This window comes from Phyllobacterium sp. 22229 (assembly GCF_052056495.1).
Lineage (GTDB): Bacteria > Pseudomonadota > Alphaproteobacteria > Rhizobiales > Rhizobiaceae > Phyllobacterium > Phyllobacterium myrsinacearum.
The window spans coordinates 324,047-341,132 of sequence record NZ_JBQEPA010000002.1; the positions used below are offsets into that span (position 1 = coordinate 324,047).

Sequence of the window (17,086 nt, forward strand, 5' to 3'; positions counted from 1 at the left end):
TTCCTCCTCCCCGCTAGATTTGACTTGCTCAGGCTCCGATATGGCTGATGAATTTCACGGTCATGAACGCATCGAGGCTTTCCGCGCCGCCCTCGCTGCCGTAGCCGCTCTCCTTGATGCCGCCGAAGGGTGTTTCTGCCGCTGCAATGCCGAAATGGTTGATCGACACCATGCCTGCTTGCAGCTCATCCGAGAACCGGTTGGCGGTCGCAAGCGAGCGGGTGAAAGCAAAGGCGGCGAGGCCGAAGTCGAGCCGGTTGCTGCGCGTGATTGCCTCGTCGATGGATGCGACCTTCGCCAATGCGGCGATGGGACCGAAAGGCTCGTCATTCATGATGCGCGCGTTTTCGGGGACATTCGATAATACCGTCGGCTCGAAGAAGAAGCCGGCATTGCCGGCCCGGCGCCCGCCGCAATCCAGATGTGCGCCCGCCGCGATGGCATCCTCGACAAAGTCGTCCATGGCGTCGAGCCGGCGCGGATTGGCCAGCGGGCCCATCTGCGTTGCCGCGTTGAGACCATCGCCGATCTTCAGGCGCTGAGTTGCTGCGACGAAAGCCGCGCGAAACGCGTCGTACACGGGCTCTTCAATATAGAAGCGGGTTGGTGACGCGCACACCTGCCCGGCATTGCGGAATTTGAGCATGACGCCAAGACGCACGGCCGCCTCGATATCAGCGTCTTCGGCAACGATGAAGGGTGCATGTCCGCCCAGTTCCATTGTCGCGCGTTTGACGCCAGCGGCAGCCAATGCGCCCAGATGCTTGCCGACGGGCACCGAGCCGGTAAAGGAAATCTTGCGGATGACCGGCGATGCGATCAGATACTCGGATACTTCCGCGGGAACGCCGAAGACGATGTTGATGACACCATCGGGCACGCCAGCATCCTGAAATGCACGGGCGAGCTCAATACAGGCCGACGGGGTTTCCTCGGGTGGTTTGGCGATGATCGAACACCCGGCGGCCAGGGCTGCAGAGATTTTGCGCACCAGCTGGTTGACGGGGAAATTCCAAGGTGAAAAAGCGGCAACCGGGCCGACTGGCTCCCTGATCACCATCTGGCGCGCGCCGGGAATGCGGGAGGGAATGACGCGGCCATAGGTGCGGCGCCCTTCTTCCGCATGCCATTCGACATGTTCCGGTGCGGCGTTGGCTTCACCGCGGGCTTCGGTCAGCGGCTTGCCCTGTTCACGAACCATGTGGTGCGCAATCGCATCGGCCCGCTCGCGCAGAAGCGCCGCAGCGCGTTGCATGATCTTGGCCCGTTCCAGCGCTGTCATCTTGCGCCATGTTTGAAAACCTTTGGCGGCAGCCGCGAGGGCGTCATCGAGATCGGCCTTTTCACAGAAGGGCAGGCGGGCGATCGTTTGGCCAGTTGCAGGATTCCTGACTTCGCCCGCACGGGTTCCGGAGGGCGCACGCCAGGTGCCGTCAATCAAGAGTGGTTTATCCAGCATGGAGTTTTCTTTCCTCGTCTTCATTGGGAATGGGCAGCGCGTTGACGGTTGCCGCATATTCGAGTGCGACCCGCCGCACGATGTCTGTCGCCGGGAGAATATCCGAAACCAGGCCAGCGCTCTGGCCTGCCTCAAGCTTGCCCATTTGTGTGTCGCCGCCGAAGGCCGCAGCTTTCAGGGAGGCAGTTTGGAAAAACGCGCGCCTGACATCTTCCGCCGTATCCTGGCGCTCGATTTCCATCATGCGGTCGGCAAAGACATTGCGAAGCACGCGGATCATGCCGAGGTCACGTCCCACGATAACCGTATCGCCGATGCGCGCCTGCAGCAGACAGTCCTTATAGGCGTCATGAAGCCGGGCTTCTCGCGACAGCATGAAGCGCGTGCCGAACTGTGCCGCGCCTGCACCAAGCGACAGCGCTGCCGCCAGCCCCTGGCCATCGGTAAATCCGCCGCTGAGTACAAGCGGCACATGCGGAACAGCCTTGGCGATGGCGCGCCCAAGCACCAATGTTGAAACCAGATCCGGCGGCGGATGACCGCCAGCTTCGCCGCCCACTGCAATCAGTCCGTCAACGCCGGCATCGGCCGCCTTGCGGGCATGGTCCTCGCCTGCCACGACGTGAAGGCATACGGTGCCAATCGGTTTGAAACGATGCAGGTATCTCCCAGGGCCTCCCTGCGATGCAATGAGGACCGGAATACGCTTTTCGACCAGCAGGTCGATTATCTCATCGGCGCCTTTGCGATAGAGCGGCAAATTAACGGCGAAAGGCCGGTCAGTGCCCGCCTGCACCTCGTCAATCGCTACGGCCAGATCGTCGCGATACATCGGCCCGGCGGCAATGACACCGAGCCCCCCTGCCTGCGAGACAGCAAGTGGAAGCGCTGCATTGGAGGAAGCCCAGGACATGCCGGCCTGAATGATCGGCAGGTCAATACGAAGAAGCCGGGTGACGGATGTTTCTATGCGCATGGGGACCACCTCACAGGCCGAGAAGCGTGCGAGCATGTTCCGCAAGCTGCTTCTTCTGGATCTTGGCGCTGGCGGTCATGCCGATGGTCTCGAAGCCGTCCACGATCCATATGTGGCGCGGCACCTTGAAACCCGCCATTTCACCCTTTGACCATTGCATGATCTCCTCAGCGGTTGCAGTCACCCCATCATTGAGAATGACAAAAGCTGCGGTTACCTCGACCAGGCGCTCGTCGGGAACGCCGACAACGGCGGCCTGCCGGATGGCGGGATTGCGGTGCAACACATTCTCGACATCGGCGGGGGAGACATTTTCCCCGCCGACACGCACGATATCCTTGACGCGGCCAAGAAAGGTGAGGCGGCCCGCATCATCGCATTGTCCAAGATCGCCGGTCGAAAGCCAGCCGTCCGCATCGAGAGCGGCAGCGGTTTCCTCCGGCTTGTTGAAATAGCCTTGCATGACATTCCAGCCATGCACCAGAATTTCACCCGGTTGACCTGCTGCAGCCTCGCCCCCATCCGCCGTGCGAATGCGGACGCTGACCCCGGACTGTATGCGCATGGCGGCGCTGCCCCGGATTTCCTCCGCTTCCCAGAAGCAGGACTGCGCCACATTGGGCGATGCTTCGGAAAGGCCGTAACCGACCACGCATTCGCGCGCGCCGAGTTCATCAATGACGCGGCGAACGATTGTCGGTGATGCGGCAAGCCATGCCCCGCGCAGGACGAGTTTTCGCGCGGGCAGGTCCGGATGATTGAGGAGCATCAGGGCCATGGTGTCATTGCCGGAAAAATGCGTGCATTTTTCGGCCTCCATCAGCCGGAGGGCTTCGCCGGGTTCAAAACGGTCCATGCTCACCAATGTTGCCATCTGCTGCAGGGCTGAAAGAATCGACAATGTTGTGCCTGCCACATGGAAAAAGGGCCGGGCGCTGTGAAACCGGTCGGCGACGCGCAACCCCATCCGCAGGCCGGAAAAATAGGCATTGGCCAACATGTTGCGGTGGGTCAGCAAGACACCCTTGGGAAAGGAGGTGGTGCCTGAGGTGTATTGTATGAGCAGCGGATCGTCCGGCTCTGCGGCCGACAGTTCGAAATTTGAACCATCAATGCCGGATTGAATCATTTCATCCCAGTCGATCGCGCAGGCGGGAACGTCGGTCCCGATGACGATGACCTTGCCAAGGAAGGGCAAGGCTGCATCGGGAAGCGCTTTGTCGATCCCGGTACAGATCTGTCGCAGGAGGGCAATGAAATCGACCTTGAGGAAACGGTCGCACGTAATGAGCATTTTGACCTGCGACTGATCCAGCGCATAAGCCATTTCCGCTGCGACAAAGCGGGTATTGATGGGGACTGTCACCGCGCCAATAGAGCCCAGCGCCAAAAATGTCGCCACCCAGCGCACCGAATTGCCAAGGCATAGGCCAACATGATCCCCCTTGCGTACGCCCTGAGCCTGCAATCCCTTGCTGATGATTGCCACCTCCCTGGCAAGCTGGTCATAGGTAATGCGGCCATCGCTGGCGACAATCGCTTCCACATCGGGAGCGCTGATCGCCGCACGGGCAAGGGCGGAAGCGACGGTCAAAGGACAGATTGCGTCAAGATTGATATCACCCCTGCTCATCGCCAGCCCTTTCCATACCCGTCCGGTCGTTGAATTTTTGAATGCCGTTGCGCCATCCGCCATCGGCAAGACACCGTTCGATGGCCGCCATCTCGATGCGGATGCCATTGCCGAGATCGGTTTCATGACCGAGGTCGACTGCCTGCTTGGTGAGGGACATGGCAAGCGCGGGCGCAGCCGCTATGCCTGCCGCGATTTCCTGTCCCGTTACAGCCAGTTGATCGGGTGGAACGATGCGGGCAACCAGCCCTCGTTCATAGGCTTCATCGACCGGCATGGTGCGTCCGGTGAACAAAAGCTCCTTGGCGCGCATCTTGCCGATGACACGTTGCAGACGTTGGGTCGCGCCAACGGTCCCCCATTGCGGTTCAGGAAAGCGGAATGTGGTGAGTTCCGATGCAATGACGAAATCGCAGCTCATCAGGATCTCGCCGCCGGAGCCGACGACGGGGCCTTGCGTCAGGGCGACGACAGGCTTGCGGCAGCGGGCAATGGCGTCATAGGCGGCGAAGGAAGCGCGCCTGCGGGCGATCATCCAGGTTTCATCCTTGTCGGCGCGTTCCTTCAGATCGGCGCCCGCGCAAAAGACCGGACCGTTGGCCGAGAGCAGGATGACGAGCGTCGCATTGTCGGCATCCAGCTGTTCGAAGACCGAGCGCAGTTTGAGGCACATCGGCAAATTCAAGGCATTGCGCGCCGATGGCCGGTTGAGGACGACATGGGCTATCGGGCCGTCATGATGGCAGGTGACTGGTGCTGTGGCGTCCATCGTCAAATCACTCCATCCTCTTTCAGCTTGGCAATGGCCTCGCCGCTGAGCCCGAGTTCACCGGACAAAATATCAAACGTGTCCCCTCCGAGCGGCGGCGGGCAACCGATCTGCGGATCATCGAACCCCGCAAAGCGGATCGGCGTGCGCAGAGCCGGAAAGCGCCCGGCGGTCGGGTGATCAAACGCACCGACGATCTGCCGGTCGGTCATATGCGCATCATTGAGAATGTCGCGCACCGTATTGACTTCCCCGGCAGGTATGCCGCCCGCCCGCAGCTCTTGCGCCAGCGCACTGCGCTCCCGTACGGCAATGGCGCCGCGCATGGATACCATCACTTGCTCACGTGCGACGACGCGGCCACTATTGGTTGCAAGCGTGGCATCGGCAGCAAGCGCATCAAGACCGAGAATGGTGCATAATGCGGGCCAGTGCTGGTCGCTTCCGCTGACATGCAGCCAATCGCCGTCACGGCATTGAAAGGCTGCCGAAGGCACGCGGCCGGGATGTTCGGTGCCTGCACGGGTTATGTCCTCGTCCAGCGCGAAGAGGCGGGCAGCGGCAAGCGCCAGCAGGCTTGCCTGCACATCCATCATCGACAGATCGATGTGACATCCCTTGCCGCTCTTCCCGCGTCCGACCAGACCGGTCAATATGGCAATGGCGATCCACAAGCCCGATGACATGTCGGCTATGGGTATGCCGGCCTTTGCTGGCGGCGTATCGGGATGGCCGGTCAGGTGCATCACGCCGGACAGGGCCTGGAAGATGGTGTCGTAGCCGTGGCGATGACGATAGGGGCCGGTCTGGCCGAACCCGGTGTTGGAGACATAGATCAAACCCGGATTGCTTGCCAAAAGCTCGTCATAGCCGAGATTGAAATTGTCCATATCGCCTGGCAGGAAGTTTTCAACGATCACGTCCGATTGCGCCGCTAGCTTCGCGGCAATCTCCTGACCCTCTCGGGATTTCAGATTGAGTGTCAGCGAGCGCTTGCCGCGATTGAAGGCGAAGAAATAGGCACTCTCGCCCTCGGGCAGACGTGGTTCAAAAGAGCGCGATTCATCCCCATTTCCGGGCCGTTCCACCTTGGTGACGTCAGCACCCAGTTCAGCGAGGATTTGGGTTGCCATCGGGCCGGCGAGAACGCGGGAGAAATCGAGAATGCGAACCCCTTCAAGCGGCTTCACGATTGCGTTTCCCTAAAACCGCGCATCCGGGCATTGACCGCGCGGCCCGCTGCCATCGCCTGGTCATAGGGAAGATCGGCCACGGTGTAGTAGAGAGTCTTGACGGCGGCCATGGCCTGCGGATTGGCGCTGGCCCATTGTTGCGCAATCCCGAGAGCGGTTTCAAGAACGGCTTCCGGATCTACCACGCGATTGGCAAGACCCAATTGCAAGGCTTCCTGAGCACCGATCAGGCGGCCAAGACTGACCATTTCGAAGGCGGCCTTGCGCCCGAGCGAACGCTGCAGGCCGGTCATGACAAGAGCTGGGACGATCGAGTGCTTGAGTTCGGGGTAACCGAATTTGAGATTGGCACCGGCGACCATCATATCCGCGCCGATGGCAAGGCCTGCGCCCCCGCCGACGGCCGCTCCGCACACAGCTGACACCACGGGCTTCGACAGACTCTGCATCATGGCCTGCGTGCGGCAGGTCAGGTCGGCACGCTTGTCGACAAGATCCTGATTTGCCGGGGTCAGGGTGCTGAATTCGGAAAGATCGGCGCCGGCGCAGAAGCCGCGCTGGTTTCCTGCAAGGACGATGGCACGAATGGCATCGTCGTGGTCTGCGGCCATCAGGGCATCGTGCAGAGCCTGTGTCAATGCCGTGTTGAGGGCATTCAATTTATCCGGGCGGTTGAGCGTTATGATGCGGACTACGCCGCGATCCTCGACAAGCAGGACGGCTGATTGGGTGGTTTGCTGCATCGTGTGATCCTATGCTGCGAGATGGCCGAAGCCTGCACGGGCGACGCGGCTGTGCAATTCCCGGCCCAGCACCTTTTCGCACAGCTGCGAGGTATGGCTGAGGCGGGTAAGGTCAAGGCCGGTATGGATGCCCTCGGCTTCGAAAAGGTTGACGAGATCCTCGGTGGCGACATTGCCGGTATAGCCCTGTCCGTACTGGATTTGCGCGGGATGGCCGCCAACACCGCCAAACGCACTGTCAAACCAGCGGCAGCCCGCGTCAAAGGCGGCCACGCAATTTGCAATTCCGCTGCCGCGGCTGTCATGAAAATGTGCTATGGGTATGATGTCAGGCATTTCATCCGCGATGCGTCGGAAGAGCCGTTTTACATGTGACGGTGTTGCATGTCCGGTGGTGTCGCAGACTGAAACATGGGTGACGCCAAGCGCGGCGAAACGTCCGATATCTGTGAGGACGCTGGTTTCGTCGACCTTGCCTTCAAACGGGCAGCCGAAAGCCATGGATAGGACGCCGACAAGGCGAAAGCGTCCATCGGACAGTTTCACCATGTCGGCAATGTTCTGCCATTGCTGATCCCGTGTCGTGCCGAGATTGCGTTGCGTGTGGCTCTCCGTCGCCGATACGAGAAGGCTCAGTTCGTCGGCGCCATATCCGGCCTCTGTATCCGCAATGGCGCGCTCGATGGCGCGCCTATTGGGACATGTGGCCTTATAGTGACTGCTCTGCCGGCGCGTGATCCCCGCCAGGACAGCGGGGGCATCGGCAAATGAGGGGATGCGAACGGGGTTGCTGTAACTGGTCGCTTCTATGCGATCAAAGCCTACGGCGGTGAAGGCATTGATCAGTTCAATCTTTATGTCGGTCGGGACCGTCACCGTTTCGTGTTGCAGGCCGTCCCGAGCGAAGCATTCACAGATGACTACCGTTCGCTCCATTCGATTCACTCCATCTTTATTTGGTTGAGTAAGTGAACCATATAGTTCATAATGTCAACTAAATTTCGCGTAGGTCTAGTCACTCCTCGTCAAGCTGCTGCAAGTCGGCCTGTGACGCCGTCTGCTTCAGGTGGTGGTAATACTGCGTGCTGCTGCGCGTTACGCGTTGCAGGAGTTCGATCAGTATATGGCGTTCGGCCTGGCTGAGCGTAGAGAGCATGTGCTCGTTGCGTTCAAACGAATCTTCCAGAATCTGTTCCGACAGATCGAGGCCCTTGGCACTCAGGCACAGCAGGATGCTGCGGCCGTCGCCTGGGTTGGCGGTCTTCTCTATATAGCCGCGATCGATCATTGCGGAGACGGTGCGGCTCATCTGGCTTTTGAGAAGACCGCTATGCTTGGCAAGCTCCTGCAGCGGAACTTTTCCGAGATATTTCAGCACTGCAAGGGCGCGCCATTCGCGTGCAGTAATGCCATATTTGGGGCGTATCGACAGGGCGGCAATCCGCGTGGAAAGGCCGGCAAGACGCTGAAGCTCAAAGGAGAAGAGATCACGGATATCGCCATCCGGGCTCGGGCCCACATGCACTGTGCCAGATGCGGACTCATGCGTGGCGCTTCCCGCAAGGGAAGGAATGGAGCGCTGATCCTCTGCCGCCATTCTGTCGGGCCTCACATCCCAGTGCGTTTGGGTGGTTTGCGGCTGTTTCATTCAGTCTCCATGAAATGCATTGGATTTTCATGTCAAAAAATTAGTTGACAATGTAAACTAGATAGTTAATTTCATCAACTAGATTGCCACGATACGAAACATTTGTCGACAGTGTCGATGACCCTGCAGGGGAAGCGGGGCGACGTGAGAAGCAGTCAGCTCAAACGGGAGAACGAGCAATGCAAATCAGGCATGTTACATTATCAGGCTTGTTGGTTGGGGCTGCTGCCCTGGCAATGGCGTCAGGATCATTTGCGGCGAACGAAACCGTGACCATCGCCGGTTTCGGCGGAAATCTGCAAAAGGATCTTCGCGCCACATTGTGGCAGCCGGCCGCCGACAAGGCCGGCCTTTCCATCGCGGAGGAAACCCATGACGGATTGGCGGCCGTGCGTGTACAGGTTCAGTCGGGTTCTCCGACCTGGGATCTGGTTCATCTGGGCTCCGATGACTGCGCGGTTGGTGGTAAGGAGGGCCTGTTTGAACCCCTGGATTACAAGGTCATCAACACAGATGGTTTCGACAAGCGAGGGTATGGTGAGCACTGGATCGCCACGAATTCCTATTCTGTCGTGCTGGCGTGGCGCACCGATGTCTATAAGGACAAGGCGCCGCAAAGCTGGAAGGATTTGTGGGACACGGAAAAATTTCCCGGCCGCCGCGCATTGAGCACCTATCCGCAGGAAATGCTTGAGGTGGCGCTGATGGCCGACGGCGTCCCGAAGGACGAGCTTTATCCCCTCGACAGCAAGCGCGCCTTTCGCTCGCTGGATAAGATCAAGAGCAAGGTCGCGGTATGGTGGTCGTCTGGTGCTCAGTCTTCACAGCTGATCAAGGATGGCGAGGTCGATATGATGGCGATCTGGGGCAGCCGTGTTGCCAGTGTCATTGCCGATGGAGCGCCGGTTTCCTACACCTATCAGGATGCCATTCTGGGTTATGGCTGCCTTGCCATCCTCAAGGGAGCGCCGCATGCCAGGGCGGCGCAGGCATTGGTTGCGGGTGTGGTTTCGCCCGAAATCCAGGCTCGCATTCCGGAAATGATGCCCTATTACGGTCCAACCAACAGTCTCGCTTTCAAGGTCGGAGAATTCTCGCCGGAGGTGCTGGCGCGGTCCAACATGTCCCCCGAGAATGTCAAGAAGCAGGTGTTTCTTGATGCAAACTGGTGGCGTGACAACACCAATCTGGTCCGTGAAGACTATAGTCTCTTGATGGCAAACTGACGAACAAATGACTTCGGGAGGACACCATGGGTGCAGGTAAGGTTTCCATTCGCCACGTTCACAAGGCCTATGGTGCCTTCAAGGCACTTGATGGAATTTCACTGGATATTCAGCCGGGGGAGTTCCTCACCCTTCTGGGGCCGTCGGGTTCTGGCAAAACGACGCTGCTCAATGTAATAGCGGGATTTGAGCGGCCGGACAGCGGCAGTCTGATGGTGGACGAGGTGGAATTCATCACCCGGCCGCCGCACAAGCGTGATCTCGGTATGGTGTTTCAAAACTATGCCCTGTTCCCCCACATGGATGTTTTCGACAATGTCGCCTATCCGCTCAAACTGCGCGGGATAGACCGGGCATCGATCCGCAGCCGCGTCATGGGTGCGCTGGAAACCGTTCATATGGACAAGCTGGCGGCCCGGCGCATCGGGGAACTGTCAGGCGGCCAGCGCCAGCGGGTGGCCTTGGCGCGTGCCATCGTGTTCGAACCCAGGATACTGCTCATGGATGAGCCGCTTTCGGCTCTGGACAAGAACCTGCGCGAGCATATGCAGATGGAATTGAAGCGGCTGCATAACCGCCTCGGGATGACGACGGTCTACGTGACGCATGACCAGCAGGAGGCGCTGACCATGTCCGATCGTATCGCCGTGCTCGACCGGGGCAAGGTTATCCAACTCGATACGCCGCAGAACATTTATGATCATCCCAACTGCAAATTTGTGGCCGGATTCATGGGTGAAACGCGCTTCCTGCCGGTCGAACGGCGCGACAGCGGTTATCATCTGGATAGCAGATCGTTACGCCTCGCTTCGGAACCGCTGCATCGCGGTGCCAATGGCTGGCTGATCGTACGCCCGGAGCGGTTGCGCTGGGCTGGTAACGCGCAACGCGACAACCGGATATCCGGCAAGGTCATGGACATCGTCTATCGCGGTGACAGTCATCTCGTCTCGATCAGCCTGGCGGGGGACCACGAAATTTCCATCCGTCACACGGGGTCGGAAGGAAAGGAACTGCCCGTGCCCGGACAGGATCTTGAGCTGTGGCTGACCCCGGAAGCCAGTGTCGTCGTTGGAGACGCGATCCAATGACGGTCATGGTGCAAGAAGTGAAACCGGCCATTATCAACAATTCCCTGCTGCAGCGCTCCCGAAGCCTGCAGGGTATCTCCTTTATCGGGCTTTCCCTGCCCGCCGCGATGCTGGTGGCAGCGGTTCTAATCATCCCGTTCAGTTGGTTGGTCTGGCTTTCTCTCTTCGATGCCACCGGTAACCTCTCGACGGAGAATTATGTGCGGCTGCTGCGCCCCGCTTACGTTGAAAGCTTTCTCACCACGTTCAAGGTTGCTGGACTGGTTACCGCCATCTGCGTCCTGCTTGGCTATCCCGTTGCCTATCTCCTGTCGCAACTGCCGCAGCGCGCAGCCCAGATACTGATGGTCTTTGTCATCTTGCCGTTCTGGACCTCCGTTCTGGTGCGCACCTATGCCTGGCTCGTCCTGCTTCAGCGGCAGGGCATCATCAATCAATGGCTGCTGTCGAGCGGCCTTATCAGCGAGCCGCTGCCACTGGTGCATAACATGACGGGAACCGTGATCGGGATGGTACATGTGATGCTGCCGTTCCTCATCCTGCCGCTTTACGCCTCGATGAAAGCGATTGACCCGGTTCTCCTGCGTGCCGCAGCCAATTGCGGCGCATCACCGGCGCAGGCGTTCCGGCAGGTCTTTTTGCCCTTGTCCTTGTCAGGTCTTTCCGCTGGTATCGCCCTGACCTTCGTCCTCTGCCTTGGATTTTATCTGACGCCCGCCCTGCTTGGCGGCGGCCGCGTCGCCATGTGGTCGACCCAGATTGCCGACATGGTGGCCAAATTCGCAAATTGGGGCGCGGCGAGTGCTTTGAGCGTGGTGCTGCTCATCGTGACCGGAGCGATCCTTGGGGGCGTGAACCGTTTCATGCGCGTCTCCAACGCATGGGGAGGGAAGCCCTGATGCTGCATCGTCCCGCTACCTCAACACAAATCACCCACCTCCAGCGGTTATGGCTCTACGGGCTTGTCGGATTGGTCATCGCCTTTCTCATCATTCCATGCCTGATCGTTGTGCCCATGTCATTTTCGGATTCGCAATATCTGGAATTCCCACCGCGGGTCTGGAGTCTGCGCTGGTACGAGGCCTATTTCTTCTCGTCGGAGTGGCGCCAGTCGACATGGGTGTCGCTGAAGGTCGGCGCGGCAACAACCATTCTGGCAACCATTCTTGGTACCCTTGCCAGCTACGGACTGCACAAGTCCGGGAATCTGTTGAAACCCATCATCAGCAGCGCGTTGATGCTGCCCATGATGGTGCCGCTGATCTTCGTGGCTATCGGTGTTTTCTTCGTCTACGCCCGGCTTGGCCTCAACAATACGATCACCGGCCTTGTATTGGCACACACCACGCTGGCTATTCCTTTCGTCATGATTGCCGTCGGGAATGGGCTTTCCGGCTTTGACATGAATTTGGAGCGCGCCGCCAGGGGACTTGGAGCATCGCCGGTTCGCGCCTTTCTGACCGTAACACTGCCGCAGATCCGTATTTCCGTACTGTCGGGCATGCTGTTCGCCTTTGTGACATCCTTCGACGAAGTGGTGGTCTCCATCTTCGTGTCGAGCGGCGCAAACTCTACCCTGACCAAACGAATGTTCGCCAATATACGCGATCAGGTCGACCCAACGGTCGCGGCAATCTCGTCCATACTCGTCGTGTTGTCGATTGTAGTCCTGGTTGCCGGCCAATTCATACAGCGGCGCAGTCGTGCCAGCCCTTCGCCAGACTAAACATCCGCAAGATGCGTTTGAGAAAAAAGGAAAGAAACCGTGACATATAACTCGCTTCGAATGCGCGACATCAGCACGCATATCCATCCGCAAACAAATCTGGCGCTGCATGAAACGCTGGGACCGACGATCATGATGCGCGGGGAAGGCGCCTATGTATACGATGATGATGGCAAGCAGTATCTGGAGGGCATGTCGGGCCTGTGGTGCGCGGCACTCGGCATGAGCGAGAAACGGCTCGCCGATGTTGCGACAAGGCAGCTCAATACATTGCCCTACTACCAGAATTTCGCCCATCGTTCGACGGAGCCAGCCATTGAACTGGCAGAGCGCCTTCTCAAGGTCGCGCCGGTGGCGATGTCAAAGGTTCTGTTCCAGAGCTCCGGTTCGGAAGCCAACGATACCGCCATCAAGCTGGTATGGTACTATTTCCATGCCAAGGGCCAGACACAGAAGCGCAAGATCATCACGCGTCATCGCGGCTATCACGGCACATCAATTGCATCGGCCAGCTTGACCGGACTTCCGCACCTGCATCGGGATTTCAACCTGCCGCTGGACGGTTTCCTGCATGTCACCTGTCCGCATTTCTACCGGGAAGGCCTGCCAGGAGAAACGGAAGAGGCGTTTTCAACCCGGCTTGCCGAAGAGCTGGACCAACTGATTGTTGCCCAAGGACCGGAAACGGTTGGCGCTTTTTTCGCCGAGCCCGTAATGGGAACTGGCGGTGTGATCGTGCCGCCCGCCGACTATTTCGAGAAAATCCAGGCGGTTTTGCGCAAGCACGACGTTCTTCTTGTTGCAGATGAAGTCATCACCGGCTTTGGCCGCACCGGAAACTGGTGGGGAAGCCAGACCTATGCCATGAAACCCGATATCGTCACCTGCGCCAAGGCGCTGACCGCGGCCTATATGCCACTGTCGGCATTGCTGATATCCGAGCGGGTCTACCAGGGGATGCGGGCACAAAGCGAGAAGATCGGCGTGTTCGGCCATGGCTACACCTATGGCGCACATCCCGTTGCCTGTGCTGTCGGTGTCGAGGCGCTGCGCATCTACGAAGAAGACGGGATCATCGACAATGTCCCGGCGCTGGCTGCACGGATGCAGGCGGCGATGGCGCCGTTGGCCGATCACCCGCTGATCGGCGAAGTACGGGGTGTGGGGCTGATGTGGGCCGTCGAGCTTGTGCGGGACAAACAGAGCAAGGAGGCCTTTGCGCCGGACATGCAGTTTGGTCTCGGCGTGCAGAACCGGGCGTTCGAAAGAGGGCTTGTCTGCCGGTCGCTGGGCACCGGCATCGCTTTGGCACCGCCACTGATCTGCACGGAGGAACAGATCGACGAAATCGTTGCCCGCTTCACGCAGGCGCTCAACGCATCGCTGGATGCCTACAGCGCGTCGGGTGGCATCACCCGCAGCTGACATGCGTGTCCGGACAGATTGATGTCCGGCGATGTTGCAAAGTTTTGATTGTCATAAAACAGGGGGAGGAAAGAGCATGCGTGTTCAAAAGCTGTCTTTATGCCTGGTCTTTATGCTTGGCGCCGGTTTTCCGGCGGCTGCCAGGCAGGTGGAGATCGTTAAGAAGGACAACACCGAAATTGAAACCATCGTTGAAGGCAGCGGCCCGGCAATCGTCATCCTGCCGTCGACGGGGCGTGACGGTTATGAAGACTATGACGCGGCGGCAGAGTACCTGGCCAAAGCGGGCTTTAAAGTCCTGCGGCCGCAGCCGAGGGGGGTGGGGCAATCCAAGGGCGCGATGGAAGGTGTGAGCCTCTACGATTTTGCCCGGGACACCGCCAATGTCATTGATGCCCTGGGCGATGGCAGGGCCGTTCTCGTCGGACATGCCTATGGCCATTTCATCGCCCGCATGGTTGCCACCCAGTATCCCGAGCGGGTTCGCGGCGTTACGATTGCCGCGGGTGCTGCCAGCGATACCGCAGAAAGAAATCCGCTGGTCTGGTGGGCGCCGGATTATGCCTCCACACTTTCCCTGTCCGATGATATGCGGCTGGCAGCCCTGAAGGGTGCTTTCTTTGCCAAGGGGCATGATGCCACCCGGTGGCTGCAGGGCTGGTATCCTCAAGTCATCAAGATGCAATCCGAAAACCCGGTTCCGCGGACGGTCTGGTGGGCGGCGGGCAGCGCGCCGATTCTTGAACTCATCCCCGAGGAAGATCCGTTCAAACCGCGCGACCGCTGGGGTGAATTGCGGCAGCAGTTCGGTGACCGGGTGACGACAGTCACCATTGCCAACGCGTCGCATGCCTTATTTCCGGAACAGCCGGCCGCCGTCGCCGAAGCCATCGCAACGTGGGCAGAGCGATTGCCGAAGTGATGTGATGGCGCATTCGGACAAATGGCAGACCGGAGTTGAACCATACAAAAATAGGGGTGTTATGAATGTTGGCTATCTATGATCCCCGGCAAGAATTGCACCAGCCGTTGACGCGGCTGGCTGGAGGCGTCTTCCGTCCGAATCTTGAGCAGGCGGATCGTGTCGTCTCATTCCAGAATGCACTGCGCCGGATGTCCATTGCGACCATGGTCCCGGCCGATGCGGGTGATGAAATCCTGCATAGCGTGCATGATGCCGGGTATCTCGATTTCCTCGCCACTGGCTATGCCCAGTGGCGGGCCATGCCGGACAGCGGCCCGGAACTGCGCGTCAGCGCCCATCCGAATATCTACATGAACCGCTTGCCGCGCAATTTCTACGGACGCGCTGGCTATTACCAGGCCGATGCTGGCTGTGTGATCGTCGAAGGGACGTGGCCGGCTTGCCGTGCGAGCGCCATGACGGCGATTGATGCGACGAAACGCGTTCTTGGCGGTGCGCGGACGGCCTATGCGCTCTGCCGGCCGCCGGGGCACCATGCCTATGCCGACAAGGCCGGCGGCTTTTGCTATCTCAACAATACGGCACTCGCCGCTGAGGTCGCACGCGGCAGCGTGAACCGTGTTGCAATCATCGATATTGATGTCCATCACGGGAACGGCACGCAGGCAATCTTTTATGAACGTCCCGATGTCCTGCATGTCTCGGTGCATGGGGATCCCGCCGATCTCTATCCGTTCTATGCCGGCTATGCCGATGAGTGCGGGCGGGGCGCCGGCGAGGGGACGAATTTGAACCTGCCGGTGCCGCTGATGAGTGACAATGCGGCTTATTGCGCCGCCGTGGATCGCGGGATCGGCGTGATCCACCAATACGCCCCAGAGATGCTGGTTGTCGCACTTGGTCTCGATGCATCGACGGACGACCCGTTTGCCTGCATGCGCGTGGATCGGACCGGCTTCGCGCGCATGGGGGAGGCAATTGGTTCCATGCGCCTGCCAACGGTTATTGTGCAGGAGGGGGGGTATCAGTCACCCGAGCTTGAGCACAATTTCGAAGCCTTCCTGACCGGCTTCCTGCACCGCCATAGCTGAGCTCAAACAGCTGCACGGATAACCGGATAACAGAGTGATACCACCGGCGAAAGGACTTGACGCAATGCCTTCTAATTCTCCTGATGTCATGAGCCTGGAACGGCTGGCCCGGTTTGGCGAGGATTGGCGATGTCATGACCTTGATGCCTGCATGCACTATTTCACCGACGATGCGGTGTATGCCGCGTCGACCGGATCAGGGCCGGGCACGATCTTTGCCGGAAGGCAAGCTATCCAAGACGAACTGGCGCGCATTTTCCAGTCGCTGGAGGCCGGATCGTTCAAGCCTGGAGCTTGCTGCATCGCCGGAGATCGCGGTTTTGCGCTGTGGTCTCTTGACCAGCGCATGCCGGACGGATCAATCGTAACCTTCGAGGGCATTGACGTGTTTGCGTTTCGAGGTAATTTTCTCACGCTAAAAGATTCCTATCGAAAAGCATTTGCATGAGGCCTCTTCCAATCAGTTGACCCATGTTTGATTACCTCATGTCCGAAAGTCGTGGCGGTTCCACGTTAAGACGCCATCCGCCGCTTCTCCGAAGATATCAACCTGTCTTTCGATCGAGCAGACCTCGGCTACACGGGCGACCGGGATGTTCCGCAACGCGACAGGCATGAAGCGTGCATCCACTGGGCGATGTCGAAGGAGGATACGTGCCGGCGTGGCAGCTTATCATCTGCTGCGGGCGATCGGTAATCTCTCCATTGCATGCGGGGAGGAGAGAGCCGCTCATACCAAGCGAATGGTCACGCTGCTGCTTGACGGGCTATGGCATAACACTGGGGCTGTTTCGCGCAACTCCTGACTGATGGGTGGCATTGCCCGTGCTGACGGCGCTGTTGGCATCATGCTCGCTTGTCGAAAAAGCTCCACCTTCGATATGATAGACCGTCGGTTCATTCGAAAAATATTTCCGTAAGCCCATCATGAAGATCCGATGGTCTTCGCTCGCTTCGAAGCCCGGTGTGTGATCTTCGAGTGAGTGCCATCGCACGATAAGGTTGAACACTTCGGGTGATTCGATCCCTTGCGCCAGAAGATGACCGCGATAACCCTGCGCGCGGCTTAGTAACGGAACGACTTCGGTGAATGCTTGTCTGAACGTTTCAATACGTTCCTTGTAAACGGGCAGCAGAGCGATCTCATAAATCATAGTTGCACCTTTAAAGTGAATTGAAGC

17 protein-coding genes are annotated in these 17,086 nt (G+C 59.1%); 8 read left to right on the plus strand and 9 right to left on the minus strand.

All coding sequences use genetic code 11. The features are described 5' to 3' along the window. Positions 1-28 precede the first annotated feature (28 nt). From ACTJJ7_RS03745 to ACTJJ7_RS03780, 8 genes are all read right to left on the minus strand, one after another. Positions 29-1,459 (minus strand): NAD-dependent succinate-semialdehyde dehydrogenase, encoded by a 1,431-nt coding sequence (locus tag ACTJJ7_RS03745; RefSeq protein ID WP_440965439.1) that lies wholly within the window; start codon positions 1,457-1,459, stop codon positions 29-31. Beyond that, positions 1,449-2,435 (minus strand): NAD(P)H-dependent flavin oxidoreductase, encoded by a 987-nt coding sequence (locus ACTJJ7_RS03750; protein WP_440965441.1) that lies wholly within the window; start codon positions 2,433-2,435, stop codon positions 1,449-1,451. The genes ACTJJ7_RS03745 and ACTJJ7_RS03750 overlap by 11 nt, the downstream gene beginning before the upstream one ends. Positions 2,436-2,445: 10 nt before the next feature. Further along, the gene (locus ACTJJ7_RS03755; protein WP_440965443.1) at positions 2,446-4,068 is read right to left on the minus strand and encodes an AMP-binding protein; all 1,623 of its coding nucleotides are present in this window, start codon (positions 4,066-4,068) and stop codon (positions 2,446-2,448) included. Beyond that, positions 4,055-4,837 carry an enoyl-CoA hydratase/isomerase family protein gene (locus tag ACTJJ7_RS03760; RefSeq protein ID WP_440965445.1) on the minus strand — a complete coding sequence of 261 codons (783 nt, stop codon included), beginning with the start codon at positions 4,835-4,837 and terminating at the stop codon, positions 4,055-4,057. Before ACTJJ7_RS03760 ends, ACTJJ7_RS03755 begins: the two co-directional genes overlap by 14 nt. Before the next feature lie 2 nt (positions 4,838-4,839). Then, entirely contained in the window at positions 4,840-6,027 is a 1,188-nt protein-coding gene (locus tag ACTJJ7_RS03765) for a CaiB/BaiF CoA transferase family protein (protein ID WP_440965447.1), read from the minus strand. Beyond that, complete coding sequence (locus tag ACTJJ7_RS03770) at positions 6,024-6,773, minus strand: enoyl-CoA hydratase/isomerase family protein (RefSeq protein ID WP_440965449.1); 750 nt, start codon at positions 6,771-6,773, stop codon at positions 6,024-6,026. The genes ACTJJ7_RS03765 and ACTJJ7_RS03770 overlap by 4 nt, the downstream gene beginning before the upstream one ends. A gap of 9 nt (positions 6,774-6,782) precedes the next feature. Then, the gene (locus tag ACTJJ7_RS03775) at positions 6,783-7,709 is read right to left on the minus strand and encodes a hydroxymethylglutaryl-CoA lyase (RefSeq protein WP_440965451.1); all 927 of its coding nucleotides are present in this window, start codon (positions 7,707-7,709) and stop codon (positions 6,783-6,785) included. A 79-nt stretch (positions 7,710-7,788) separates the two neighbouring features. Then, complete coding sequence (locus ACTJJ7_RS03780; RefSeq protein ID WP_105737639.1) at positions 7,789-8,421, minus strand: MarR family winged helix-turn-helix transcriptional regulator; 633 nt, start codon at positions 8,419-8,421, stop codon at positions 7,789-7,791. A gap of 179 nt (positions 8,422-8,600) precedes the next feature. Between ACTJJ7_RS03780 and ACTJJ7_RS03785 the strand changes: the two genes are divergently transcribed. The 8 genes from ACTJJ7_RS03785 to ACTJJ7_RS03820 all read left to right on the plus strand — a co-directional run bounded on the left by ACTJJ7_RS03785 (position 8,601) and on the right by ACTJJ7_RS03820 (position 16,353). Further along, a complete protein-coding gene (locus ACTJJ7_RS03785) occupies positions 8,601-9,647 on the plus strand; it encodes an ABC transporter substrate-binding protein (RefSeq protein ID WP_440965453.1) in 1,047 nt (348 codons plus the stop codon). Positions 9,648-9,673: 26 nt separating this feature from the next. Next, positions 9,674-10,738, plus strand: coding sequence for an ABC transporter ATP-binding protein (locus ACTJJ7_RS03790; protein WP_130272833.1), 1,065 nt, complete (start codon positions 9,674-9,676; stop codon positions 10,736-10,738). Next, positions 10,735-11,637, plus strand: a complete 903-nt coding sequence (locus tag ACTJJ7_RS03795) for an ABC transporter permease (protein ID WP_440965456.1) — start codon at positions 10,735-10,737, stop codon at positions 11,635-11,637. The genes ACTJJ7_RS03790 and ACTJJ7_RS03795 overlap by 4 nt, the downstream gene beginning before the upstream one ends. After that, the gene (locus ACTJJ7_RS03800; RefSeq protein WP_130272834.1) at positions 11,637-12,464 is read left to right on the plus strand and encodes an ABC transporter permease; all 828 of its coding nucleotides are present in this window, start codon (positions 11,637-11,639) and stop codon (positions 12,462-12,464) included. The genes ACTJJ7_RS03795 and ACTJJ7_RS03800 overlap by 1 nt, the downstream gene beginning before the upstream one ends. 39 nt (positions 12,465-12,503) lie before the next feature. Beyond that, a complete protein-coding gene (locus ACTJJ7_RS03805; protein ID WP_440965458.1) occupies positions 12,504-13,889 on the plus strand; it encodes an aminotransferase in 1,386 nt (461 codons plus the stop codon). A gap of 76 nt (positions 13,890-13,965) precedes the next feature. Continuing rightward, positions 13,966-14,811, plus strand: coding sequence for an alpha/beta fold hydrolase (locus tag ACTJJ7_RS03810; RefSeq protein WP_207226804.1), 846 nt, complete (start codon positions 13,966-13,968; stop codon positions 14,809-14,811). A gap of 65 nt (positions 14,812-14,876) precedes the next feature. Further along, positions 14,877-15,905 carry a histone deacetylase family protein gene (locus ACTJJ7_RS03815; protein WP_440965461.1) on the plus strand — a complete coding sequence of 343 codons (1,029 nt, stop codon included), beginning with the start codon at positions 14,877-14,879 and terminating at the stop codon, positions 15,903-15,905. A 64-nt stretch (positions 15,906-15,969) separates the two neighbouring features. Further along, positions 15,970-16,353 (plus strand): nuclear transport factor 2 family protein, encoded by a 384-nt coding sequence (locus ACTJJ7_RS03820; protein ID WP_440965463.1) that lies wholly within the window; start codon positions 15,970-15,972, stop codon positions 16,351-16,353. 319 nt (positions 16,354-16,672) lie between these two features. Here ACTJJ7_RS03820 and ACTJJ7_RS03825 read toward each other — a convergent pair whose 3' ends face one another. After that, on the minus strand, positions 16,673-17,059 hold the full coding sequence (locus tag ACTJJ7_RS03825) for an antibiotic biosynthesis monooxygenase family protein (RefSeq protein ID WP_105737623.1): 387 nt from the start codon (positions 17,057-17,059) through the stop codon (positions 16,673-16,675). Positions 17,060-17,086: the final 27 nt, after the last annotated feature.

Bases quoted from the DNA above. Each gene is read 5' to 3' on its own strand.
- ACTJJ7_RS03745 (WP_440965439.1), bottom strand. From the start codon at position 1,459: ATGCTGGATAAACCACTCTTGATTGACGGCACCTGGCGTGCGCCCTCC.
- ACTJJ7_RS03750 (WP_440965441.1), bottom strand. From the start codon at position 2,435: ATGCGCATAGAAACATCCGTCACCCGGCTTCTTCGTATTGACCTGCCG.
- ACTJJ7_RS03755 (WP_440965443.1), bottom strand. From the start codon at position 4,068: ATGAGCAGGGGTGATATCAATCTTGACGCAATCTGTCCTTTGACCGTC.
- ACTJJ7_RS03760 (WP_440965445.1), bottom strand. From the start codon at position 4,837: ATGGACGCCACAGCACCAGTCACCTGCCATCATGACGGCCCGATAGCC.
- ACTJJ7_RS03770 (WP_440965449.1), bottom strand. From the start codon at position 6,773: ATGCAGCAAACCACCCAATCAGCCGTCCTGCTTGTCGAGGATCGCGGC.
- ACTJJ7_RS03775 (WP_440965451.1), bottom strand. From the start codon at position 7,709: ATGGAGCGAACGGTAGTCATCTGTGAATGCTTCGCTCGGGACGGCCTG.
- ACTJJ7_RS03780 (WP_105737639.1), bottom strand. From the start codon at position 8,421: ATGAAACAGCCGCAAACCACCCAAACGCACTGGGATGTGAGGCCCGAC.
- ACTJJ7_RS03785 (WP_440965453.1), top strand. From the start codon at position 8,601: ATGCAAATCAGGCATGTTACATTATCAGGCTTGTTGGTTGGGGCTGCT.
- ACTJJ7_RS03790 (WP_130272833.1), top strand. From the start codon at position 9,674: ATGGGTGCAGGTAAGGTTTCCATTCGCCACGTTCACAAGGCCTATGGT.
- ACTJJ7_RS03795 (WP_440965456.1), top strand. From the start codon at position 10,735: ATGACGGTCATGGTGCAAGAAGTGAAACCGGCCATTATCAACAATTCC.
- ACTJJ7_RS03800 (WP_130272834.1), top strand. From the start codon at position 11,637: ATGCTGCATCGTCCCGCTACCTCAACACAAATCACCCACCTCCAGCGG.
- ACTJJ7_RS03810 (WP_207226804.1), top strand. From the start codon at position 13,966: ATGCGTGTTCAAAAGCTGTCTTTATGCCTGGTCTTTATGCTTGGCGCC.
- ACTJJ7_RS03815 (WP_440965461.1), top strand. From the start codon at position 14,877: ATGTTGGCTATCTATGATCCCCGGCAAGAATTGCACCAGCCGTTGACG.
- ACTJJ7_RS03820 (WP_440965463.1), top strand. From the start codon at position 15,970: ATGCCTTCTAATTCTCCTGATGTCATGAGCCTGGAACGGCTGGCCCGG.
- ACTJJ7_RS03825 (WP_105737623.1), bottom strand. From the start codon at position 17,059: ATGATTTATGAGATCGCTCTGCTGCCCGTTTACAAGGAACGTATTGAA.